The organism is Niveibacterium microcysteis (assembly GCF_017161445.1).
In the GTDB taxonomy this organism is placed as follows: Bacteria; Pseudomonadota; Gammaproteobacteria; order Burkholderiales; family Rhodocyclaceae; genus Niveibacterium; species Niveibacterium microcysteis.
Window position 1 is genome coordinate 1,684,538 of the sequence record NZ_CP071060.1, and the last position, 16,324, is coordinate 1,700,861.

Genomic DNA, 16,324 nt, shown 5'->3' on the forward strand with positions numbered 1-16,324 from the left:
ACCAAGCCGCTGCAATGAGCATGTGTGCGTCGGCAACGACGGCGGATGTCGCTTGCGCCGACCCGGCGCGCGATTGCGGCGGCCCGCGTCGCGCCCTAGTATGGCGACGGTTGTCCCGCCTGCCTCGTGCTTGGCCGTGGGTGTGCGAAGCGGGGTGGCGGTGACGGCTGCCGGAAATGAAAAAGCCGCTGATCCTTGCGGAATCAGCGGCCTTGAATGCCTTGGTGGTGATGGGCGGAATCTGAGGCTTGTTTTTAAAGCGCTATAAATTCAATACGTTACGCGACATCAATTTGGCGTTGAGCCACAGTTGCAACCCTGCTATTGAGCCACAACACCAAGCGGGCCACTGCGTCTCACCTTCCCATGATGCAACTAGAAGGCTAGCAGCTTGGCGCCGGATAGGTCCATTGATTCGAAAAACTATCGAACAACGGTTGAACCTGAACACGCATTTTGCAGCCGTTCTCATATGTGACGGTGCAATCGCCATTTGTGCATTGGGACGAACAGCGAATTGTTGGGGTGTTTGGACGGCAATTCCTCTCGGATGCCACAGGAGATGGGCGTGCGGCTGGTGCGGACCCAGTCGTGTAAGTGCCCGCTATTGCTCCCGACCAAAGCACTCGACAGGCTTTGCCATTCAGTTCGAAGCAGCCTTGGTTTGCCTCGGCGTCGGCTTTGTCGCTGTCGCTATAGTGATAGGCGATGAAGTAGTTTCCGTCGCCCTCATCAGGCTCTGCAACTGAATAGAAACCAGGTTTCGCAACTTTGACGACGACTTTGCAATCCGGTTTGCCGCAGCTCTGCAGTGCTCGCTTCTTCGCGTCGTCAAGGCCCAAAGAACTTCTCGCGATTCCAACCCTGCCTTTGCCTTCAGCGCGGACAATGGCTTTGGTGTCGTCCAGTTTGCAATCCATTGTCTTGGCAACTTTGTTACAGCTCTGCAAGGCAACCGTGTTTGCCTCCTGTTGAGTGGCGCGCGTTGCCCAGCCCCATTGCTTGTCACTGCTGAAAGCGATTGCAGACGCTTCCGCCCAAGCGAACCCCGGGCAGGCCAAAAAGGCAAGTGAAGCTAAAAGTAAGTCGCGTAAGCGCCGCTGCGTACGTATATGACGCGCATTTGACTTGACGAGTGAATTCAAATCGCACCTCCGGTTCGTTCTTTGTTTTTCAGTATCAGCGCAAAGAAGGTACGGGGCCCGATGATTGACGATGCTTTGCATCGGCAGCCCTGCTGGCATCGCGTTTCCCTTTGCGCTGTAGCCCAGAAGCTTTGCGTCCCAGCCTTTCGGCAGGTTTGCCAATTTCAGAACGATTAGTTCTTGCGCCCATTCTACTTGCGCAGGACCAATGAATGTGGAGAGGTGTCGCCATCGCAATTGATGATGGTCAAAGATTGTGAGTCCGTTCGTGGCACTGCGGAATGTGTCAAGGCAACCGACTCGGACGCCGGTCTCACTGGCGTCCCCCAGAGTGCTGTCCGCGATTGCATTGGCTCGCGTGTAGGCATAAATCAGGTTGCAGACTTCCGATTCGCTGGTGTTTTGGTGTTGCTCCACGATGGAGCTCCTTTCATTCAATAGACCGGGTTCCTAGATTCCGAGTCCCCTCGTGCCTTCCCGGCTTGGCGTTGAGGGGCCTTGTGCTTGCTGCCGTACTTCCTGAGTTCGTCGCCCTTAGCGCAAAGGCGCCTAGCCCACAGGTCGGAAGCGCAAGGGTGCTGCTGAAGCCGCAGCCCGCAGGGACCGGATGAAAGAGCGCATCGGGTGCCAATGGTCCTTGCCGTTTGGCCGGCCTGGGGGATGTTCGCCAATGGTTCGGCGATGGACTTGGGAGGCAGCGGGGCCTCCGGTGCGTCGGGGCCGGTTGTCGCGGCAGCTCTGACGCGACGACTCGCACGGTCCGGGGACGGTCCGTGCCATGAATGCGGCAAGCTCCTAGCGCGCAGTCGTTTGGCGGACTGCGAGCGACGAAGGGGCGCCGCGACGCGACCGTAGGGAGTGGCATGGGGCAAGGGCAGCACAGCCCGCAGCCCCCGGCGCCGCAACCTGCCCCAGCAGGGGCGGCAACGCCCCGGCGCCCCGAGCCGCAGGCGCGGGAAATCCGGTCAAGTCGAAACGGAGGGAGACCGCAGGCGAGGCCTAAGCCGGCGGTGCGTTCAGCACAGACGGTTGAGCGGGTTTCCCGCGCGTGTAGCGGTGCGCGCAGCGGACCGCGGAAGGCGTGGGGCGCCCTATCGTTTTGGGGCACGTGTGGCGTCCGCCCGCACGAATGGCCGACCGGGCGTCCAGACCGGGTGCAGGCCATGCTGCCCCTAAGCCGCGACGCGGCCATTCGTCACACCCGTTCGCCTTCACTCGAAGGGGCCGCGAATGGGGGTTCGTCGCTATACGTGAAGTTATATGCACCGCGGCGTCCTCGGCGAGCTGGCTGTCCGAGTCGACACCCTGCTAATCAAACCGGATCAACGTCAATTGGGTTGCGTCTGGCGCGACGGTCGCCACCACGCCGGCGATCCGGGTGGTCGAAGCGCGCCTGCTCACGCGCGAGCAGGTCTCGGTGCTCAACGCCCAGAGCGCAGAGGCCGGTGATGGCTGAGCAACTGGGCGCCCGCAAGGGCAGCGCATTCAAGGCTGTTTCTACCGCGCCGGCCTTCAACAACACGTTCTGCCCAGCAGTTAAAGGCAACGCGCAGTCGCCGCGCTAAAGAGATAAGCCCCCGGCTGACACTGCCGGGGGCGTTGGTTTGCTTGTTGCCTGTGCCGTGAGGGCGGCGAATTCGTGCTGACTACGTTCGTTGGGCGGCGACGAGCCATGCGAGCTAACGGTGTACCTCTTGTTCGATCCAGCTAGATGCTCGCCAGACCTTGATCGGAGCGGGAGATTTGCCATGCAGAATTAGGCGGCATATGTCGCTGTTATCGACGTCGACGCGTCGAGAGCCCTTTGGCTAGATTTACGACTTTCGACAATGTTGGCAGCCCCGGAGTCTTCTGTCCGTTACGTCTTCTTAGGAGTCCGGCGTGTTTGGCCGGGCCTCATCCATGAGCCATTGGCGCAGCGCGGCGGGGCCTTCTTGCTCCAGCAATCCGTCCCGATACATCAGGTAGTAGGAGAGCCGGAGCGACACTTCGGTGCGGAAAGGGCTGACGAGTCGGCCGGCGGCGAGGTCGTATTCGACGAGAAGCTGCTGGCCGAGGGCGATGCCCTGGCCATCGATCGCTGCTTGCAGGGCGAGTTGTGTGTCGCTGAGCCCCATGCTGCGGCGCGCCTGGTTTTCCGACAGCCCGACTTCTTCCAGCCATTGCCGCCAGGTTGGCACGTGCGCGAGGCGTTGGGCGCTGCGGTCGTGCAGCAAGTTGTGCTCAAGCAGGCTGGGCAGGCCGTCGAGCTCTGCCGCGACCGCGGGGCTGCAGACTGGCAAGAAGCCCGTTGTGGCGAAGCGTTCGGTGACGGTGCCGCGCTCGGCGGATTGGCGCTCGGCGATCAAGAGGTCAAGCGAGTCGAGCGATTGCAGTTCGGGTTCGGTGATGACCTCGACGCGTAGGTCCGGGTTGGCATTGAGGAACCTGAACAGACGCGGCACCAGCCACTTGCTCCCAAGTGCGGGGGGGACGCCGATCCGGAGTGGCCGGGCGGTGTCCGAGAGCAGTAATTCGGTGGCCTGCTGGACCGAGCGGAAGGCCTCGCGGATGCGGGGCAGGTAGTTCTCTCCGGCTCCGGTCAGCAGCAACTGGTTGTTATGGCGATCAAACAGTTTCAGGCCGAGAAACTCCTCAAGCTGTTTGACTTGGTGGCTCACCGCGGCATTCGTGACGCACAGTTCGTCTGCGGCGCGAGTGAAGCTCATGTGCCGCGCTGCGACCTCGAACACGCGTAACCCGTTGAGCGGCGGTAATCGTCTGCGTGCGTGCATGCCTTGAGTCTGATTAATCGTTTCATTAAGTTTATGTAGTTTGCCATTTGCCGCGCCGCAGTCAAGGATTATCTTGTGGCGCCAGGCGGTCATGGGTGTCAAATAATGTTAGAAAAAACAAGGCGCTCTCGTGCGTGTTCGGAGTCTGCCAAGGGGGCGCTTGTCTTGAGATTTAAGCTTTAAGCAAAACTGCCGTTTTGAGCCGCTGAACATGGGAGATCCGGGCGGCACTCTCGAATGGGCTCTGGTGCGGCGCGAAAAGATGGAGCCGGATATGGCTTCGAGTGGCGCCAACTGGAACTGTGCAGCGATTGCGCATCGCAGCACGCCGTGAAGGCGTTGAGCTCGCGCGTGGAGGAAGATGGGCGGGCGATCGCCCGGGTTTGGATTGGGTGGGGTTGGTCGGCGTGGTCCGGCAACTCTGTTTGCAGCTTGCGTACGAAGATGCGTGTTCCTTCGCTGTAGTGGTGTCGGTCGCCCGTCTGGCGTCTTTAACTGGGAAGACTTGAATGATGAATCCGCAACAATGCGGTCGCGGGCTATGCCTCGCGTTGATGCTGGCTCTGGTCGGGTGTGGTGGAGGTGGAGGGGCGACAGATGGAGGCTCGTCGGGAGGCGACCCGCCTGCCGCCAAGCCGATTGCCGCATTTGCTCGCGGTGCTGATGTGGGCTGGCTGAGTGCAGAAGAAGCGGCGGGCTATCGCTTTCAGAGCGCAAGCGGCGTCGAATCCGATGCCTTCGCGCTGCTCGGCGCGAACGGGGTGAATGCGATCCGCCTGCGTGTCTGGGTTGATCCGGCCGATGGCTGGAACGGCGTTGCGGATGTCGTGGCGAAGGCGCGCCGGGCGCAGGCTGCCGGGCAGCGCATCATGATCGACTTCCACTACAGCGATACCTGGGCCGACCCCGGGCACCAGACGAAACCGACCGCCTGGGCGACGCATGACTATGCTGCGCTGAAGGATGATGTTGCCGCGCACACCCGCGACGTGTTGGCGGCGCTCAAGCAAGCCAACGTGAGCGTGGAATGGGTCCAGGTTGGCAATGAGATCGGTGGCGGCATGTTGTGGCCGGAAGGCAGCTATCAGCATTTCGACCAGCTCGCCGGGTTCATCAACAGCGGCTACGCGGCGGTGAAGTCGGTGTATCCGGAAGCGAAGGTCGTGGTTCATCTGCAAAACGGCAGCGACGACTCATTGTTCCGCTGGTTCTTCGATGCGCTGAAGGCAGCGGGCGGGCAGTGGGATGTGATCGGGATGTCGCACTATCCGCCCGCGAATGACTGGCTGCGCTACAACCAGCTGATTGGCGCAACGATGGCCGATATGGTGAGTCGCTACGGCAAACCGGTGATCGTCACCGAAGTCGGCATGGATTGGCAGAAGGCGGCGACTTCGCGCGCGATGATTCGCGACCTGATCGCCCGCATTGCGCAACAGGGTGAGTACGGGCGCGGCGTTTTCTACTGGGAGCCGCTCGCTTGGCCCGGTTGGCAGGGCTACACGATGGGCGCGGTCGACAGCAATGGTCGCCTGACCGAGGCCTTGAAGGCCTACAGCGACTAGATCAGGGGGGCGTGTGGGTCGCGCTCAGTTGCGCGACCTGCGCACCCGCGCGGTGGAATCACGCACCACCAGTTGCGGCACCGAGGTCATCGCATGGCGCGGGACGGCGTTGTTGCCATCCTCGATCACCTCCATCATCAGCTGCACGGCCAGTTCCGCAGCCTCCTCCGATGGCACGGCGACGGTGGTCAGCGCGGGGCGAACCTGGTGCGCGAGCTGGATGTCGGTAATGCCAATGACCGACAGATCCGACGGCACTTCCAGGCCGAGATCCGCCGCCGCTTGCAGCACACCGATCGCCGGTAGGTCGTTCGAGACGAAGATCGCAGACAGATCCGGCACCGCGGCGAGCAGGCCGTGCGCAGCGTTGCGGCCAGCGTCGATGGTGTCGCCGCCGAAGCGCACTTCCTCGGGTGGGTGCGGCACGCCAGCGCGCGCCAGCGCATCGCAGAAACCGCGGTAACGCCAGATGTGGTTGCCGGTCGGCTCGCTGCCGACCACGGCGCCGATGCGTGTGTGGCCAAGCTTGAGCAGATGCTCGGCCGCGATCACGCCGGCTTGGTGGAAGTCCACGCCGATGTAGGGCAGTTCCGGCGCTTCGTCCGGCTTTTCCCACATGCACAGCACCACCGGCACGCCGCGGCGACGCAGTGCGAGCAGCTCTTCAACGCGCACGAAGTCCGCGTTCATCACCAGCACGCCCTGCGCCAGCGAGCCGCCCACCGCATCGAGGTAGGCCGCTTCCTGCGCCGGATCGTTGTTGGTGTTGCAGACGAGCAGGAAGTAGTCGCGCTTGCGCACCGCCTTTTCCACCGCGAGTGCGAACTCGGGATAGAACGGGTTTGCGATGCTGGAAACGATCAGCGCGATCGTGTGCGGACGCCCCTCGACCAGCGCGCGTGCATTCAGATTCGGGCGGTAGCCCAGTTGCTGCACGGCGGCGAGAACGCGCTCGCGGGTTGCGTCGCTCACGCGGCCACGGCCACGCAGCACATTGGATACGGTGGCGGGGGTAACGCCGGCCAGGCGCCCGACTTCGACGAGGGTGGACATGTGTGGATCTTAGCAGCGTGACCGCAGGTGGGCTGTTCAGTGCGTGCTCAAAACAGCTTCGATGGCGTGGATTTCTTCCTGAGTGAGCGGCGCTGCGTTTGCTGCGGCCACCGCATCGAGAATCTGCTCGCTTCGACTCGCCCCGATCAGCACCGAGCTGATCGCTGGCTGGCGCAACACCCAGCTCAGCGCCATTTGCGCGAGCTTCTGCCCGCGCGCCGCGGCGATGTCGTTGAGAGCACGCACCAGCGCAAGGCGCGCCGGCGTGATCTGCTCCGGCTTCAGGAAGGCGCCGCGCGCCGCGCGTGAGTCGGCAGGGATCTCGCCACCGAGATAGCGGTCGCTCAACACGCCTTGCGCGAGCGGCGAGAAGGCGATGCCGCCTATGCCTTCATCGGTAAGTGCGTCGAGCAGGCCGCCTTCCACCCAGCGATCCAGCATGCTGTAGCGCGGCTGGTGGATCAGGCAGGGCGTACCCAGCTCGCGCAGCATCGCCGCCGCGCGGCGTGTGAGCTCCGCCGGGTAGTTGGAGAGGCCGACGTACAGCGCGCGCCCACTGGCGATGATGTGCGCGAGGGCTGCCATCGTCTCTTCGAGCGGCGTCTCCGGGTCCGGCCGGTGGTGGTAGAAAATGTCCACGTAGTCCAGCCCTAGGCGCTGCAGACTTTGGTCCAGGCTCGCCACCAAATACTTGCGCGAGCCCCAGTCGCCGTAGGGGCCGGGCCACATGGTGTAGCCGGCCTTTGTCGAAATCACCAACTCGTCGCGATAAGGCTTCAGATCCCCTGCGAGCAGGGCACCGAAAGTCTCCTCGGCGGAGCCGGGCGGCGGGCCGTAGTTGTTCGCGAGGTCGAAATGCGTGATGCCGTGATCGAAGGCGCAACGCACCAGGGCCCGCGCGTTCTCGAAACGATCGACGCCGCCGAAGTTGTGCCACAGGCCGAGCGAGACTGCGGGCAGCTTTAGGCCGCTGCGGCCGCAGCGGCGATAGGGCAGGGCGCCGTAGCGGTTGTCTGTTGGCGTGTACGGGCTCATGGCTGACTCCGGTTCCGGTCAAGGGGGCGAGTATCCATCAGGCGGGCTCGTCTTGGGGGCCGACTTCCCATGCTGCGACGCTGGCGGCAGGCAGGACTTCGCTGCCGAGCACGAAGCGCGCGCCGGCTGGCGCGGGTACGCGCGCGCTGTGCGGGCCGTGGTTGATCGCGAACTGGAGCTTGCCGCGGCGGCGCAGGCGCAGGCCGTCGTCAACCCGCCGGACCATCACACCGGCCTCGCGTGCGCAGCCTTCGAGCTGGTCGAGCAGCAGCGCGGCGGCGAAGCTGCCGGCGAAATAGCGCGCGTTGCCATGGCGCAGGATCGCCGGGTGGCCGTCGCCAAAGCGCGCCAGCACCTCGGTGGCGCCAAGCGGTTCGACGAAGTCGCGCCATGTGCCGGCACTCCCCAGCTCACGGCCGGCCGCCAGCACCGGGATGCTGATACCGGGCCGCAGGCTCTCCACTCGCGTCACCCGCATCGGCAGCAGGGTCTTGAGCGCGCCGGGCGGCAGCCCTTCTGGCACCGAGAAGCGCGCCGTCTTGGCGCCGCTGCGCGGGCCGAACACAAGTTGGGCGCCGCTGGCGCGCAGACGCTCGACGAGTGTTTCGCTGATCGTGCTCAGTGCGGGTACGGCGATCAGTGCGTAGCCGGCGAAGCTGGTAGTACTGGCGGGCAGAATGTCGATGTCGAGGCCGAGCCGGCGCAGCGCGCTGTACCAGCTGAATACCTCGCTGTAGTAGTCAATGGTGGCGCCGTGCGGCTGGATCTCGTGCATCCACTTCGCGCTGTAGTCGAACACCAGCGCAACCCGGGCACGGCCGGCGGGGCCGGGCTGCAGGCGGGCGAGCTCACGCGCGACCTGGGTGGCCTCGGTGCCGCCGATGTCGATTTGATTGTCGGGCGTGTGCAGGCCCGAGTGCATCTGCTCCTGCGCGTAAGGCACCTGGCGCCAGCGGAAGTAGGAGACGACTTCGGCGCCGTGCGCGAAGGCTTCCCAAGTCCACGTGCGCACCATGCCGGGCAGCGGCGCGGGGTTGGCGTTGGCCCAGTTCACCGGGCCGGCCTGTTGTTCCATGACCCACCAGCGGCCTTTGCAGACGCCGCGGTAGAGATCGTGGTTGAAGGCGGACACATCGGGGTGGCCGGTGCGCATCCAGCGCAGGCGATCTTCGTCCGGGATGAAGTGCGCCATGTCGGTGAAGCCGAGCGGGTAGTTGTCCCAACTCGCCACGTCCAGGTCGCGGCCCATTTCGTGGTGTTCGAACTCGGCGAAGAAGCCCATGAAGTTGTGCAGCACGTCGCGGCCCGGCGAGTGCACGCGCAGGATCTCCGCCTGCATGCGGTTGAAGCGGATCACCTCGTCGGACGCGAAGCGGCGGTAATCCAGTGAGTGGATCGGATTGGCGAAGGTCGGCAAGGCCACCGGCGCGCCGATCTGCTCGAAGCTGCTGTATTCCATGCTCCAGAACACGTTACCCCAGGCCTCGTTGAGCGCGGCAATCGTGCCGTAACGCTCGGCCAGCCAGCGCCGGAAGCCTTGCACGGCTGCGGCCGAGTACGAGAGCACCGTGTCGTGGCAGCCATACTCGTTGTCGGTCTGCCAGGCGATCACCGCCGGGTGCTGGCCGTAGCGGCGCGCCATCGCCTCGACGATGCTGCGGCTGGCGGCGTGAAAGGCTTCGTTGGAAAAGCAGTAGTGGCGGCGTGAGCCAAAGCCTTTCGGGTGGCCGTGGGCATCCAGCGCCAGCATGTCAGGGTGTTGGTCGAGCAACCAGCGTGGCGGCGCGGCGGTCGGCGTGCCGAGTACGATCTGCAGCCCCGCGCCAGCCAGTGTCTCGATTGCTTCATCGAGCCACGCCCAGTCGTACTGGCCCGGTTTCGGCTCGAGCTTGCTCCAGGCGAACTCGGCAATCCGGACAATGCGGATACCCATCGCGTGCATGCGACGCGCGTCGTCGGCCCACATTGCCTGCGGCCATTGTTCGGGGTAGTAGCAGACGCCAAGCTGCATCGTCCGGGCGGGTAGGGGCTCCATGTTCCGACGAATCCTATTGGTGAGGTTAAGCGATTAACGCGCTGCGAATCATACGCGTCCGCCGATTCTTGTCACCTGGCTTGTACGGGTGGGGTTTGGTTTTTGCGTTGGATCAAAAGCCCTGGCTACATGCCGAACGTGCAAGCGCGCTGGGTGTTTGCTTTGTGAGGGCCTTGTGCAGCAAAGGGTTGGCGACCAAGCAAGGGTTCTATGTTTGACGAGAATTGCGAATACGTAGGGGTTTACCCTCATTGCTTGTGTATCATCGAAACCTGAGACTGCGCCGAAACTTAAACGCTTAACCAAAAACGTGACCTCTCTGATCTCGCTCAGCCTTCCTGCCGACCTCGCTCCCGTGGAGCGTGATTTCCTCAACCTCGGGCACTACCAGCCGGCGACGCGCCGCCTGACGGTCAACAGCCGCTACGTTGAACTCGATGGCAAGCCGTGGCTGCCAGTGATGGGCGAGTTCCACTACTCGCGCTATCCGGCCGACGAGTGGGAGGCAGAACTGCGCAAGATGCGCGCCGGTGGCGTCAGCATCGTAGCCAGCTACGTGTTCTGGAATCACCACGAAGCCGAGCGAGGGCAGTTCGACTGGGCGGGCTCGCGCGATCTGCGTCGTTTCGTGCAGCTCGCAGCCGCCGCGGGGCTCTACGTCTATCTGCGTCCCGGCCCCTGGGTGCATGCGGAGTCGCGCTATGGCGGCTTCCCGGACTGGTTGATCGGCATCGGCGAACTGCGCTGCAATGCGCCGGCCTATCTCGCTGAAGTCACCCGTTTCTATCAGCAGATCGGCGCGCAAGTGGCGGGCCTGATGTGGGCGGACGGCGGCCCGGTCGTTGGCGTGCAGCTTGAAAACGAATACGACCGGACCGGCCCTGGCTGTGGCGCCGAGCACATCGCCGAGCTCAAGCGCATCGCGATCGAGGCTGGCCTGCGCGTGCCCCTCTACACGGTGACCGGCTGGCCGACGCTGGATATTCCGCCGCACGATGTGGTGCCGGTTTCCGGCGCCTATCCGGATGGCTTCTGGCAGGGCAGCAGCGAGCCGCTGCCGCCGTCTGGCGTGTTCGTGTTCAACACCGAACGCGCGATCGGGGAGATGGGCAACGTTGGCGGCACGCCAGCCGAAGGCCGTGTCGACAAGACGCACTATCCGTTCTTCCTCGCCGAGGCCGGCGGCGGCATGCATGTTTCCTACCACCGCCGCCCGACGCTGATGGCCGACGATCTGGCCGCGACGACGCTGGTGCAGATTGGCTCCGGCGCCTCGCTGTACGGTTACTACATGTATCACGGCGGCACCAACCCGCTTGGCCCGCGCCGCTATAACGAAACGCAGGACACCGGCTACCCCAACGACGTTGCAGTGCTGGGCTACGACTTCCGCGCGCCGCTCGGGCAGTACGGCCAGACGCGCGAATCCTATGGCCGGCTGCGCTGTCTGCACCTGTTCCTGCAGGCCTTCGGTGAGGAACTGGCGCCGATGGAAGCTGTGATGGCCGAGGGCGCGAGCCTCGACGCCGCGGCACGTGAGCCGCTGCGGGTTGCCGCGCGCGGTGCCGGCGAGCAGGGTTTCGTGTTCATCAACAACCATGTGCGCCACCACCCGCTGCCGGATTTCCCCGCAGTGCAGATTTCAGTCAAGACGACGGCCGGTGAGCAGCGCTTCCCGCAGGTCGACGTGCCGACCGGCGCCTACACGATCTGGCCGCTGGGTGCGCGTATCGGCGCAGCGGTGCTGCGCAACGCTACCGTGCAGCCGCTGACGCGCTGGGTCGAGGATGGCCGCACGACCTGGGTTGCGTTCGTGCATCCGTCGATCGCGCCGAGCCTTGCGTTCGACGCCACAACCGTCACGGTTGTCGACGCCGGCGGCGCGACGCTTGAAACCGTAGGCAACGACTTGATCGTTCGCCCGGCTGGCGGCGCCCCGGCAACGCGCTTGCAATTGATTGATGCCTCGGGTGTGCAGCACGAGGTGCTGCTGCTCGACCGCCAGCTCGCCGAGCAGGCCGCCCGCGTGCAGTTCCGTGGCCGTGAGCGGCTGGCATTCAGTGAGCATGCGACCTACCAGCGCGGCGCCGACATCGTGGTGGCTTCGCCCGCCGCGCAGGCCGCGACGATCAGCTTCTTCCCCGGCGATGACCTCGTCGGCGATGCGCTGGGCGCCGGCATCGTGCGGGTGACGGTGGCCGAAGCCGCGGCAGCACCGCTCGCCGCCGAAGTCGGTTTCACGGTGCAGCAGGATCAGCCGATGCCGCCGGCCGTGCGCCTCGGTCCGCACATTTCCTGGCGCTCCGGCCCGGTGCCGCTCGCACCGGACGACGCTGAATTTGCAGACGCCACGACGGTGCGCCTGCAGCCGCCCGCCGAATGGGCCGGCATCAAGGGCCGCCTGCTGGCTGAGATCAACTACGTTGGCGACGCTGCCCGGCTTTACGCCGATGGTGTGCTGGTCGACGACAACTTCTTCGACGGCGAACCCTGGTACGTCGGCCTCGATCGCTTCATCCGCGACGGTCAGTGGCCAACGCTTGAACTGCGCATCGTCGCTGCACGACCCGATTTGCCGATCTTCCTGGAGGCCGCGGCGCGTGAGCGTCTGAACAATGCCGCGCATCGCGGCTGCCTGGTGACGGTCAAGCTCAGTGCATGGCGCGAGGCACTCCTCGCTTCGGCGATCTGACCGAACAGACGACTCACAGAATCGGAGCATGGTGTGGCAGGGGTAACGCTTAAGAACGTCAGCAAGTCCTACGACGGCAATGCGCCGGTCGTACGGGATGTCTCGCTCGAAATCGCCAACGGCGAGTTCTGCGTGTTCGTCGGGCCGAGCGGCTGTGGCAAGTCCACCTTGCTGCGCATGGTGGCCGGGCTGGAAGACATCACTGCCGGTGACATGCTGATCGGCGAGCAACGGGTGAATGACCTCGCGCCGTCGGAACGCAACGTCGCGATGGTGTTCCAGAACTACGCGCTGTATCCGCACATGGATGTGGCGGCCAACATCGCTTTCGGTATGGGGCTCGCCGGCCACGACAAGGAAACGATCAAGAGCCGCGTGGCGAAGATCGCCGAGATGCTGCAGATCGAGCGCCTGCTGGCGCGCCGGCCGCGTGCGCTGTCCGGCGGGCAGCGGCAACGCGTGGCAATTGGCCGCGCCCTGGTTCGCGACCCGGGGGTGTTCCTGTTCGACGAACCGCTGTCGAACCTCGATGCCGCGCTGCGCACGCAGATGCGCGTCGAGATCGCCCGCATGCACCGCGAATATGGCAAGGCCAGCACGATCTATGTGACGCACGACCAGGTGGAAGCACTGACGCTGGCGGACAAGATCGTGCTGCTGCACACCGGCGACGACGTCGCCCGCTACGGCAGCGTGGCGCAGGTCGGCTCGCCGATGCAGCTCTACAACGCGCCGGCCAATCGGTTCGTGGCGGGCTTCATCGGTTCGCCGAAGATGAATTTCATCGATGTCGAGGTCTGCGGCATCGCGCCGCAGGGCGTACAGGTGCGCACGCGCCGTGGTGATGTGCTCAACGCGGCTGTCAAGCCGGGCGCGCTGGCCGTGGGTGGCCGTGCAACGCTGGGCGTGCGCCCGGAGCATGTGGCGCTGTGCGCCAGCCACGACGCCGATACGATTGGGTGCGGCGTGCGCTGGGTCGAGCACCTTGGCGACCAGACTTTCGCCTACCTCGATGGCGGTGAAGGTGAGGATCTGCTGGCGCGCATCGATGGTACGCACGCGGTGCGCATCGACGACGCCGTGCGGCTGCATGTACCACCACAGGCTTGCCATCTGTTCGACGCCGATGGCCGCGCCTGCGAGCGACTGGGTTACTAGCAATTGGGGGGTGGCCCCGGTTGCGGGCCGCCCAAGGTGGGTCGTGCGCCAGTGGGTGCGCGGCGTGAGTTCGGGTGTTAGAAAAATCAGGAGACATGTAATGACAGTATTCACTCCCCGTCGTCGGGCGCTGGGTCTCATTGCAGCAGGCGTGATCGGCGCACTGGGCAGTGCCGCCTTCCCGGCCATGGCGGCAGAGAAGGGCAGCCTGCTCATCTGGATCAACGGCGACAAGGGCTATGAGGGCATCGCCAAGATCGCGCAGAAGTTCACCAAGGACACCGGCATCGCGGTGAAGGTGGAGCATCCGGAAGACGCGATCGCCAAGTTCGAGCAGGCCGCGGCAGCGGGCAAGGGCCCGGACATCTGGATGTGGCCGCACGACCGCGCCGGCAGCTGGATCTCGGCTGGCCTCGTCACGCCGGTAACGCCGTCGAAGAAGACAGTCGAATCGATCGATCCGCTGGCGTGGAAAGCCTGGAACATCGGCGGCAAGACCTGGGGCTACCCGATCTCGATCGAAGCCGTGGCGCTGCTGTACAACAAGGATCTCGTGCCGACCGCACCGAAGACCTGGGAAGAAGTCATCGCGCTGGACAAGACGCTGGCGCCGAAGGGCAAGCGCGCCATCATGTGGCCGATGACCGAGATCTACTACTCCTACGGCCTGTTCTCGGCAGGCGGCGGCTATGCCTTCAAGCGTAACGACGACGGCACCTACGACGCCAAGAACACCGGCATGGACAGCCCCGGCGCAATCCGCGGCATGGAAACCATCATGTCGCTGATCAAGGCCGGCGTGATGCCGAAGACGGCGAGCTACGCCGAGGCCGAAGCGGCGATGAACGAAGGCCGCGTGGCGATGACGATCAACGGCCCGTGGGCGTGGAACAACCTGAAGAAGAGCAAGATCAACTTCGGCGTTGCTCCGTTCCCGAAGGTCGATGGCAAGCAGGGTGGCGCCTTTGTCGGCGTGCTCGGCGCGATGGTCAGCACCGCCAGCCCGAACAAGGAAACGGCCAACGAGTTCCTCGAGAACTACCTTCTGTCGCAAGACGGCCTCAAGGCAATGCATGCACATGTGCCGCTGGGTGTTCCGGCCAACAAGGCGTTCTACAACGAGCTGAAGAGCGATCCGCTGATCGCCGGCACCATGGCGGCTGCGCAGGCGGGCTCGCCGATGCCGAACAACCCCGAGATGACGCGCTTCTGGTCGGCCATGCAGGCCGCGCTGCAGAACATCACCCAGGGTCGTGAATCGGTGAAGGACGGCCTCGCCCGCGCAGCCAAGCGTATCCGCGGCGAGTGAAGCAAACAGGTTAATCGGGAAGTGATGATGAAAGCGGTGAGGGAATGAAGCGCTCGTATCTGCACATGGCGTTGGCGGCACTCGGCGTGATTGCGCTGGTGGCTGGCTTTGCGCTGGTGGTGGTGTTCTACATGGCGCGCCAGCCCGCGCTGGCGCTTGCCGCGCTCGGGCTGATCGGCGGTTCGGTCTGGATCTACCTGTCGCCGCGTTTCTATGCGTGGCGCTATGTGGTGCCGGGCATCTTTGCCGCGCTGCTCTTCATCGTCCTCCCGATGGCCTACACGCTCACCATCGGTTTTACCAACTACAGCTCGGCACACCTGCTGTCGTTCGAGCGGGCAACCGATGTGCTGCTCGGTCGCACCGTCAGCAGTGGCGAAGGCATGAGCTTCCGCATGTTGCCGGAGCAGGGCGGCGCTTACCGTTTCGTGTTTACCGACGACGCGGAGCAGCACTTCGCATCCGAGCCGGTGAAGCTCGGTGGTGTGCAGCGCGTTAAGGTGGCAGCGGTCGCCGATGAACCGCAAGGCGAGCCGGCAACGCTCAAGGATGTGATTGGCCTGCAGGCGCAGATCAAGGATCTCGTCGCCGTGATGCCCGACGGCACCGAAATGCGCATGAGCAGCCTGCGTCGCTTCTCGGCAATGCACCCGGCGTTCTCGCGCAACAAGGATGGCTCGCTCACCGATGCGGCGGACGGCTCGCGCCTGACGGCCGACTTCGCCCGCGGCTACTGGCTGCGCGCCAACGGCGATCCGGTCGAGCCGGGTTTCCGGGTGTATGTCGGTTGGGAAAACTACGTGCAGATCTTCAAGGATCCGCGCTTCTTCGAACCTTTCGGTCGGGTGTTCGGCTGGACGATCAGCTTCGCCGCGATCAACACCATCCTCACCTTCGCGATTGGCATCCTGCTGGCGAATGCGCTGAATTGGGACGCGCTGCGCTACCGCAACTTCTACCGGCTGATGCTGTTCCTGCCGTATGCGGTGCCGGCCTTCATCTCGATTCCGGTGTTCCGTGGGCTGTTCAACGAGAACCTCGGCGAGATCAACATGGTGCTCGACATGTTCTTCGGCGTGCGCCCGAGCTGGTTCTCGGACGCCACGCTGGCGCGCAGCATGGTGCTGATCGTGAATACCTGGCTCGGCTACCCGTACATGATGATTCTGTGCATGGGGCTGATCAAGGCGATCCCGTCGGAGCTCTACGAAGCCTCGGCGCTGGCCGGTGCCGGCCCGCTGACGAACTTCTTCCGCATCACGCTGCCGCTGATCGCCCGCCCGATTGCGCCGCTGCTGATCGCCTCGTTCGCGTTCAACTTCAACAACCTCACGCTGATCGCGCTGCTCACCGGCGGTGCGCCGGACTACCTCGACACCCAGGTGCCGGTGGGGGCGACGGACTTGCTGGCGTCCTACACCTACCGCATCGCGTTCCAGGACTCGGGGCAGAACTACGCACTGGCCTGCGCGATCTCGTCGATCGTGTTCCTCATCGTCGCCACGCTGGCGGTGGTGAACCTGCGCCTGTTCAAGGTCAACCACGCCAACGCCTGAAG

At 64.3% G+C, this 16,324-nt stretch carries 10 protein-coding genes and 1 riboswitch; of the genes, 5 read left to right on the top strand and 5 right to left on the bottom strand.

Annotated features, from left to right (window positions below):
- Positions 1-383: 383 nt before the first annotated feature.
- Positions 384-1,226, bottom strand: a complete 843-nt coding sequence (locus JY500_RS07700; protein ID WP_206255848.1) for a DUF4189 domain-containing protein — start codon at positions 1,224-1,226, stop codon at positions 384-386.
- A riboswitch (cyclic di-GMP riboswitch) is annotated at positions 1,225-1,315 on the bottom strand. It overlaps the preceding gene by 2 nt.
- A 1,698-nt stretch (positions 1,316-3,013) precedes the next feature.
- Positions 3,014-4,012, bottom strand: coding sequence for a LysR substrate-binding domain-containing protein (locus tag JY500_RS07705; protein WP_206255850.1), 999 nt, complete (start codon positions 4,010-4,012; stop codon positions 3,014-3,016).
- A gap of 416 nt (positions 4,013-4,428) precedes the next feature.
- On the opposite strand from JY500_RS07705, the gene JY500_RS07710 reads away from it, so the two are divergent.
- On the top strand, positions 4,429-5,484 hold the full coding sequence (locus JY500_RS07710) for a glycoside hydrolase family 53 protein (protein ID WP_246479826.1): 1,056 nt from the start codon (positions 4,429-4,431) through the stop codon (positions 5,482-5,484).
- A gap of 24 nt (positions 5,485-5,508) precedes the next feature.
- On the opposite strand, the gene JY500_RS07715 is transcribed toward JY500_RS07710, so the two are convergent.
- From JY500_RS07715 to JY500_RS07725, 3 genes are read right to left on the bottom strand one after another with little or no spacing between them, the layout of a single operon-like run.
- The gene (locus tag JY500_RS07715) at positions 5,509-6,537 is read right to left on the bottom strand and encodes a LacI family DNA-binding transcriptional regulator (protein WP_206255852.1); all 1,029 of its coding nucleotides are present in this window, start codon (positions 6,535-6,537) and stop codon (positions 5,509-5,511) included.
- 36 nt (positions 6,538-6,573) lie between these two features.
- On the bottom strand, positions 6,574-7,572 hold the full coding sequence (locus tag JY500_RS07720) for an aldo/keto reductase (RefSeq protein ID WP_206255853.1): 999 nt from the start codon (positions 7,570-7,572) through the stop codon (positions 6,574-6,576).
- Between the two features lie 37 nt (positions 7,573-7,609).
- Positions 7,610-9,607 carry a beta-galactosidase gene (locus JY500_RS07725; RefSeq protein ID WP_246479827.1) on the bottom strand — a complete coding sequence of 666 codons (1,998 nt, stop codon included), beginning with the start codon at positions 9,605-9,607 and terminating at the stop codon, positions 7,610-7,612.
- A 310-nt stretch (positions 9,608-9,917) separates the two neighbouring features.
- On the opposite strand from JY500_RS07725, the gene JY500_RS07730 reads away from it, so the two are divergent.
- From JY500_RS07730 to malF, 4 genes are all read left to right on the top strand, one after another.
- Complete coding sequence (locus JY500_RS07730; RefSeq protein WP_206255855.1) at positions 9,918-12,299, top strand: beta-galactosidase; 2,382 nt, start codon at positions 9,918-9,920, stop codon at positions 12,297-12,299.
- Positions 12,300-12,332: 33 nt separating this feature from the next.
- Positions 12,333-13,457, top strand: coding sequence for an ABC transporter ATP-binding protein (locus JY500_RS07735; protein WP_172204416.1), 1,125 nt, complete (start codon positions 12,333-12,335; stop codon positions 13,455-13,457).
- A 100-nt stretch (positions 13,458-13,557) separates the two neighbouring features.
- The gene (malE, locus tag JY500_RS07740) at positions 13,558-14,766 is read left to right on the top strand and encodes a maltose/maltodextrin ABC transporter substrate-binding protein MalE (RefSeq protein WP_206255857.1); all 1,209 of its coding nucleotides are present in this window, start codon (positions 13,558-13,560) and stop codon (positions 14,764-14,766) included.
- 44 nt (positions 14,767-14,810) lie between these two features.
- Complete coding sequence (gene malF, locus JY500_RS07745; protein ID WP_206255859.1) at positions 14,811-16,322, top strand: maltose ABC transporter permease MalF; 1,512 nt, start codon at positions 14,811-14,813, stop codon at positions 16,320-16,322.
- Positions 16,323-16,324 lie beyond the last annotated feature (2 nt).

Excerpts from the sequence above, each read along its gene's own strand:
- malF (WP_206255859.1), top strand. The coding sequence starts at position 14,811 with ATGAAGCGCTCGTATCTGCACATGGCGTTGGCGGCACTCGGCGTGATT.
- JY500_RS07715 (WP_206255852.1), bottom strand. The coding sequence starts at position 6,537 with ATGTCCACCCTCGTCGAAGTCGGGCGCCTGGCCGGCGTTACCCCCGCC.
- JY500_RS07725 (WP_246479827.1), bottom strand. The coding sequence starts at position 9,607 with ATGGAGCCCCTACCCGCCCGGACGATGCAGCTTGGCGTCTGCTACTAC.
- JY500_RS07700 (WP_206255848.1), bottom strand. The coding sequence starts at position 1,226 with ATGCAAAGCATCGTCAATCATCGGGCCCCGTACCTTCTTTGCGCTGAT.
- JY500_RS07710 (WP_246479826.1), top strand. The coding sequence starts at position 4,429 with ATGATGAATCCGCAACAATGCGGTCGCGGGCTATGCCTCGCGTTGATG.
- JY500_RS07705 (WP_206255850.1), bottom strand. The coding sequence starts at position 4,012 with ATGACCGCCTGGCGCCACAAGATAATCCTTGACTGCGGCGCGGCAAAT.
- JY500_RS07720 (WP_206255853.1), bottom strand. The coding sequence starts at position 7,572 with ATGAGCCCGTACACGCCAACAGACAACCGCTACGGCGCCCTGCCCTAT.
- malE (WP_206255857.1), top strand. The coding sequence starts at position 13,558 with ATGACAGTATTCACTCCCCGTCGTCGGGCGCTGGGTCTCATTGCAGCA.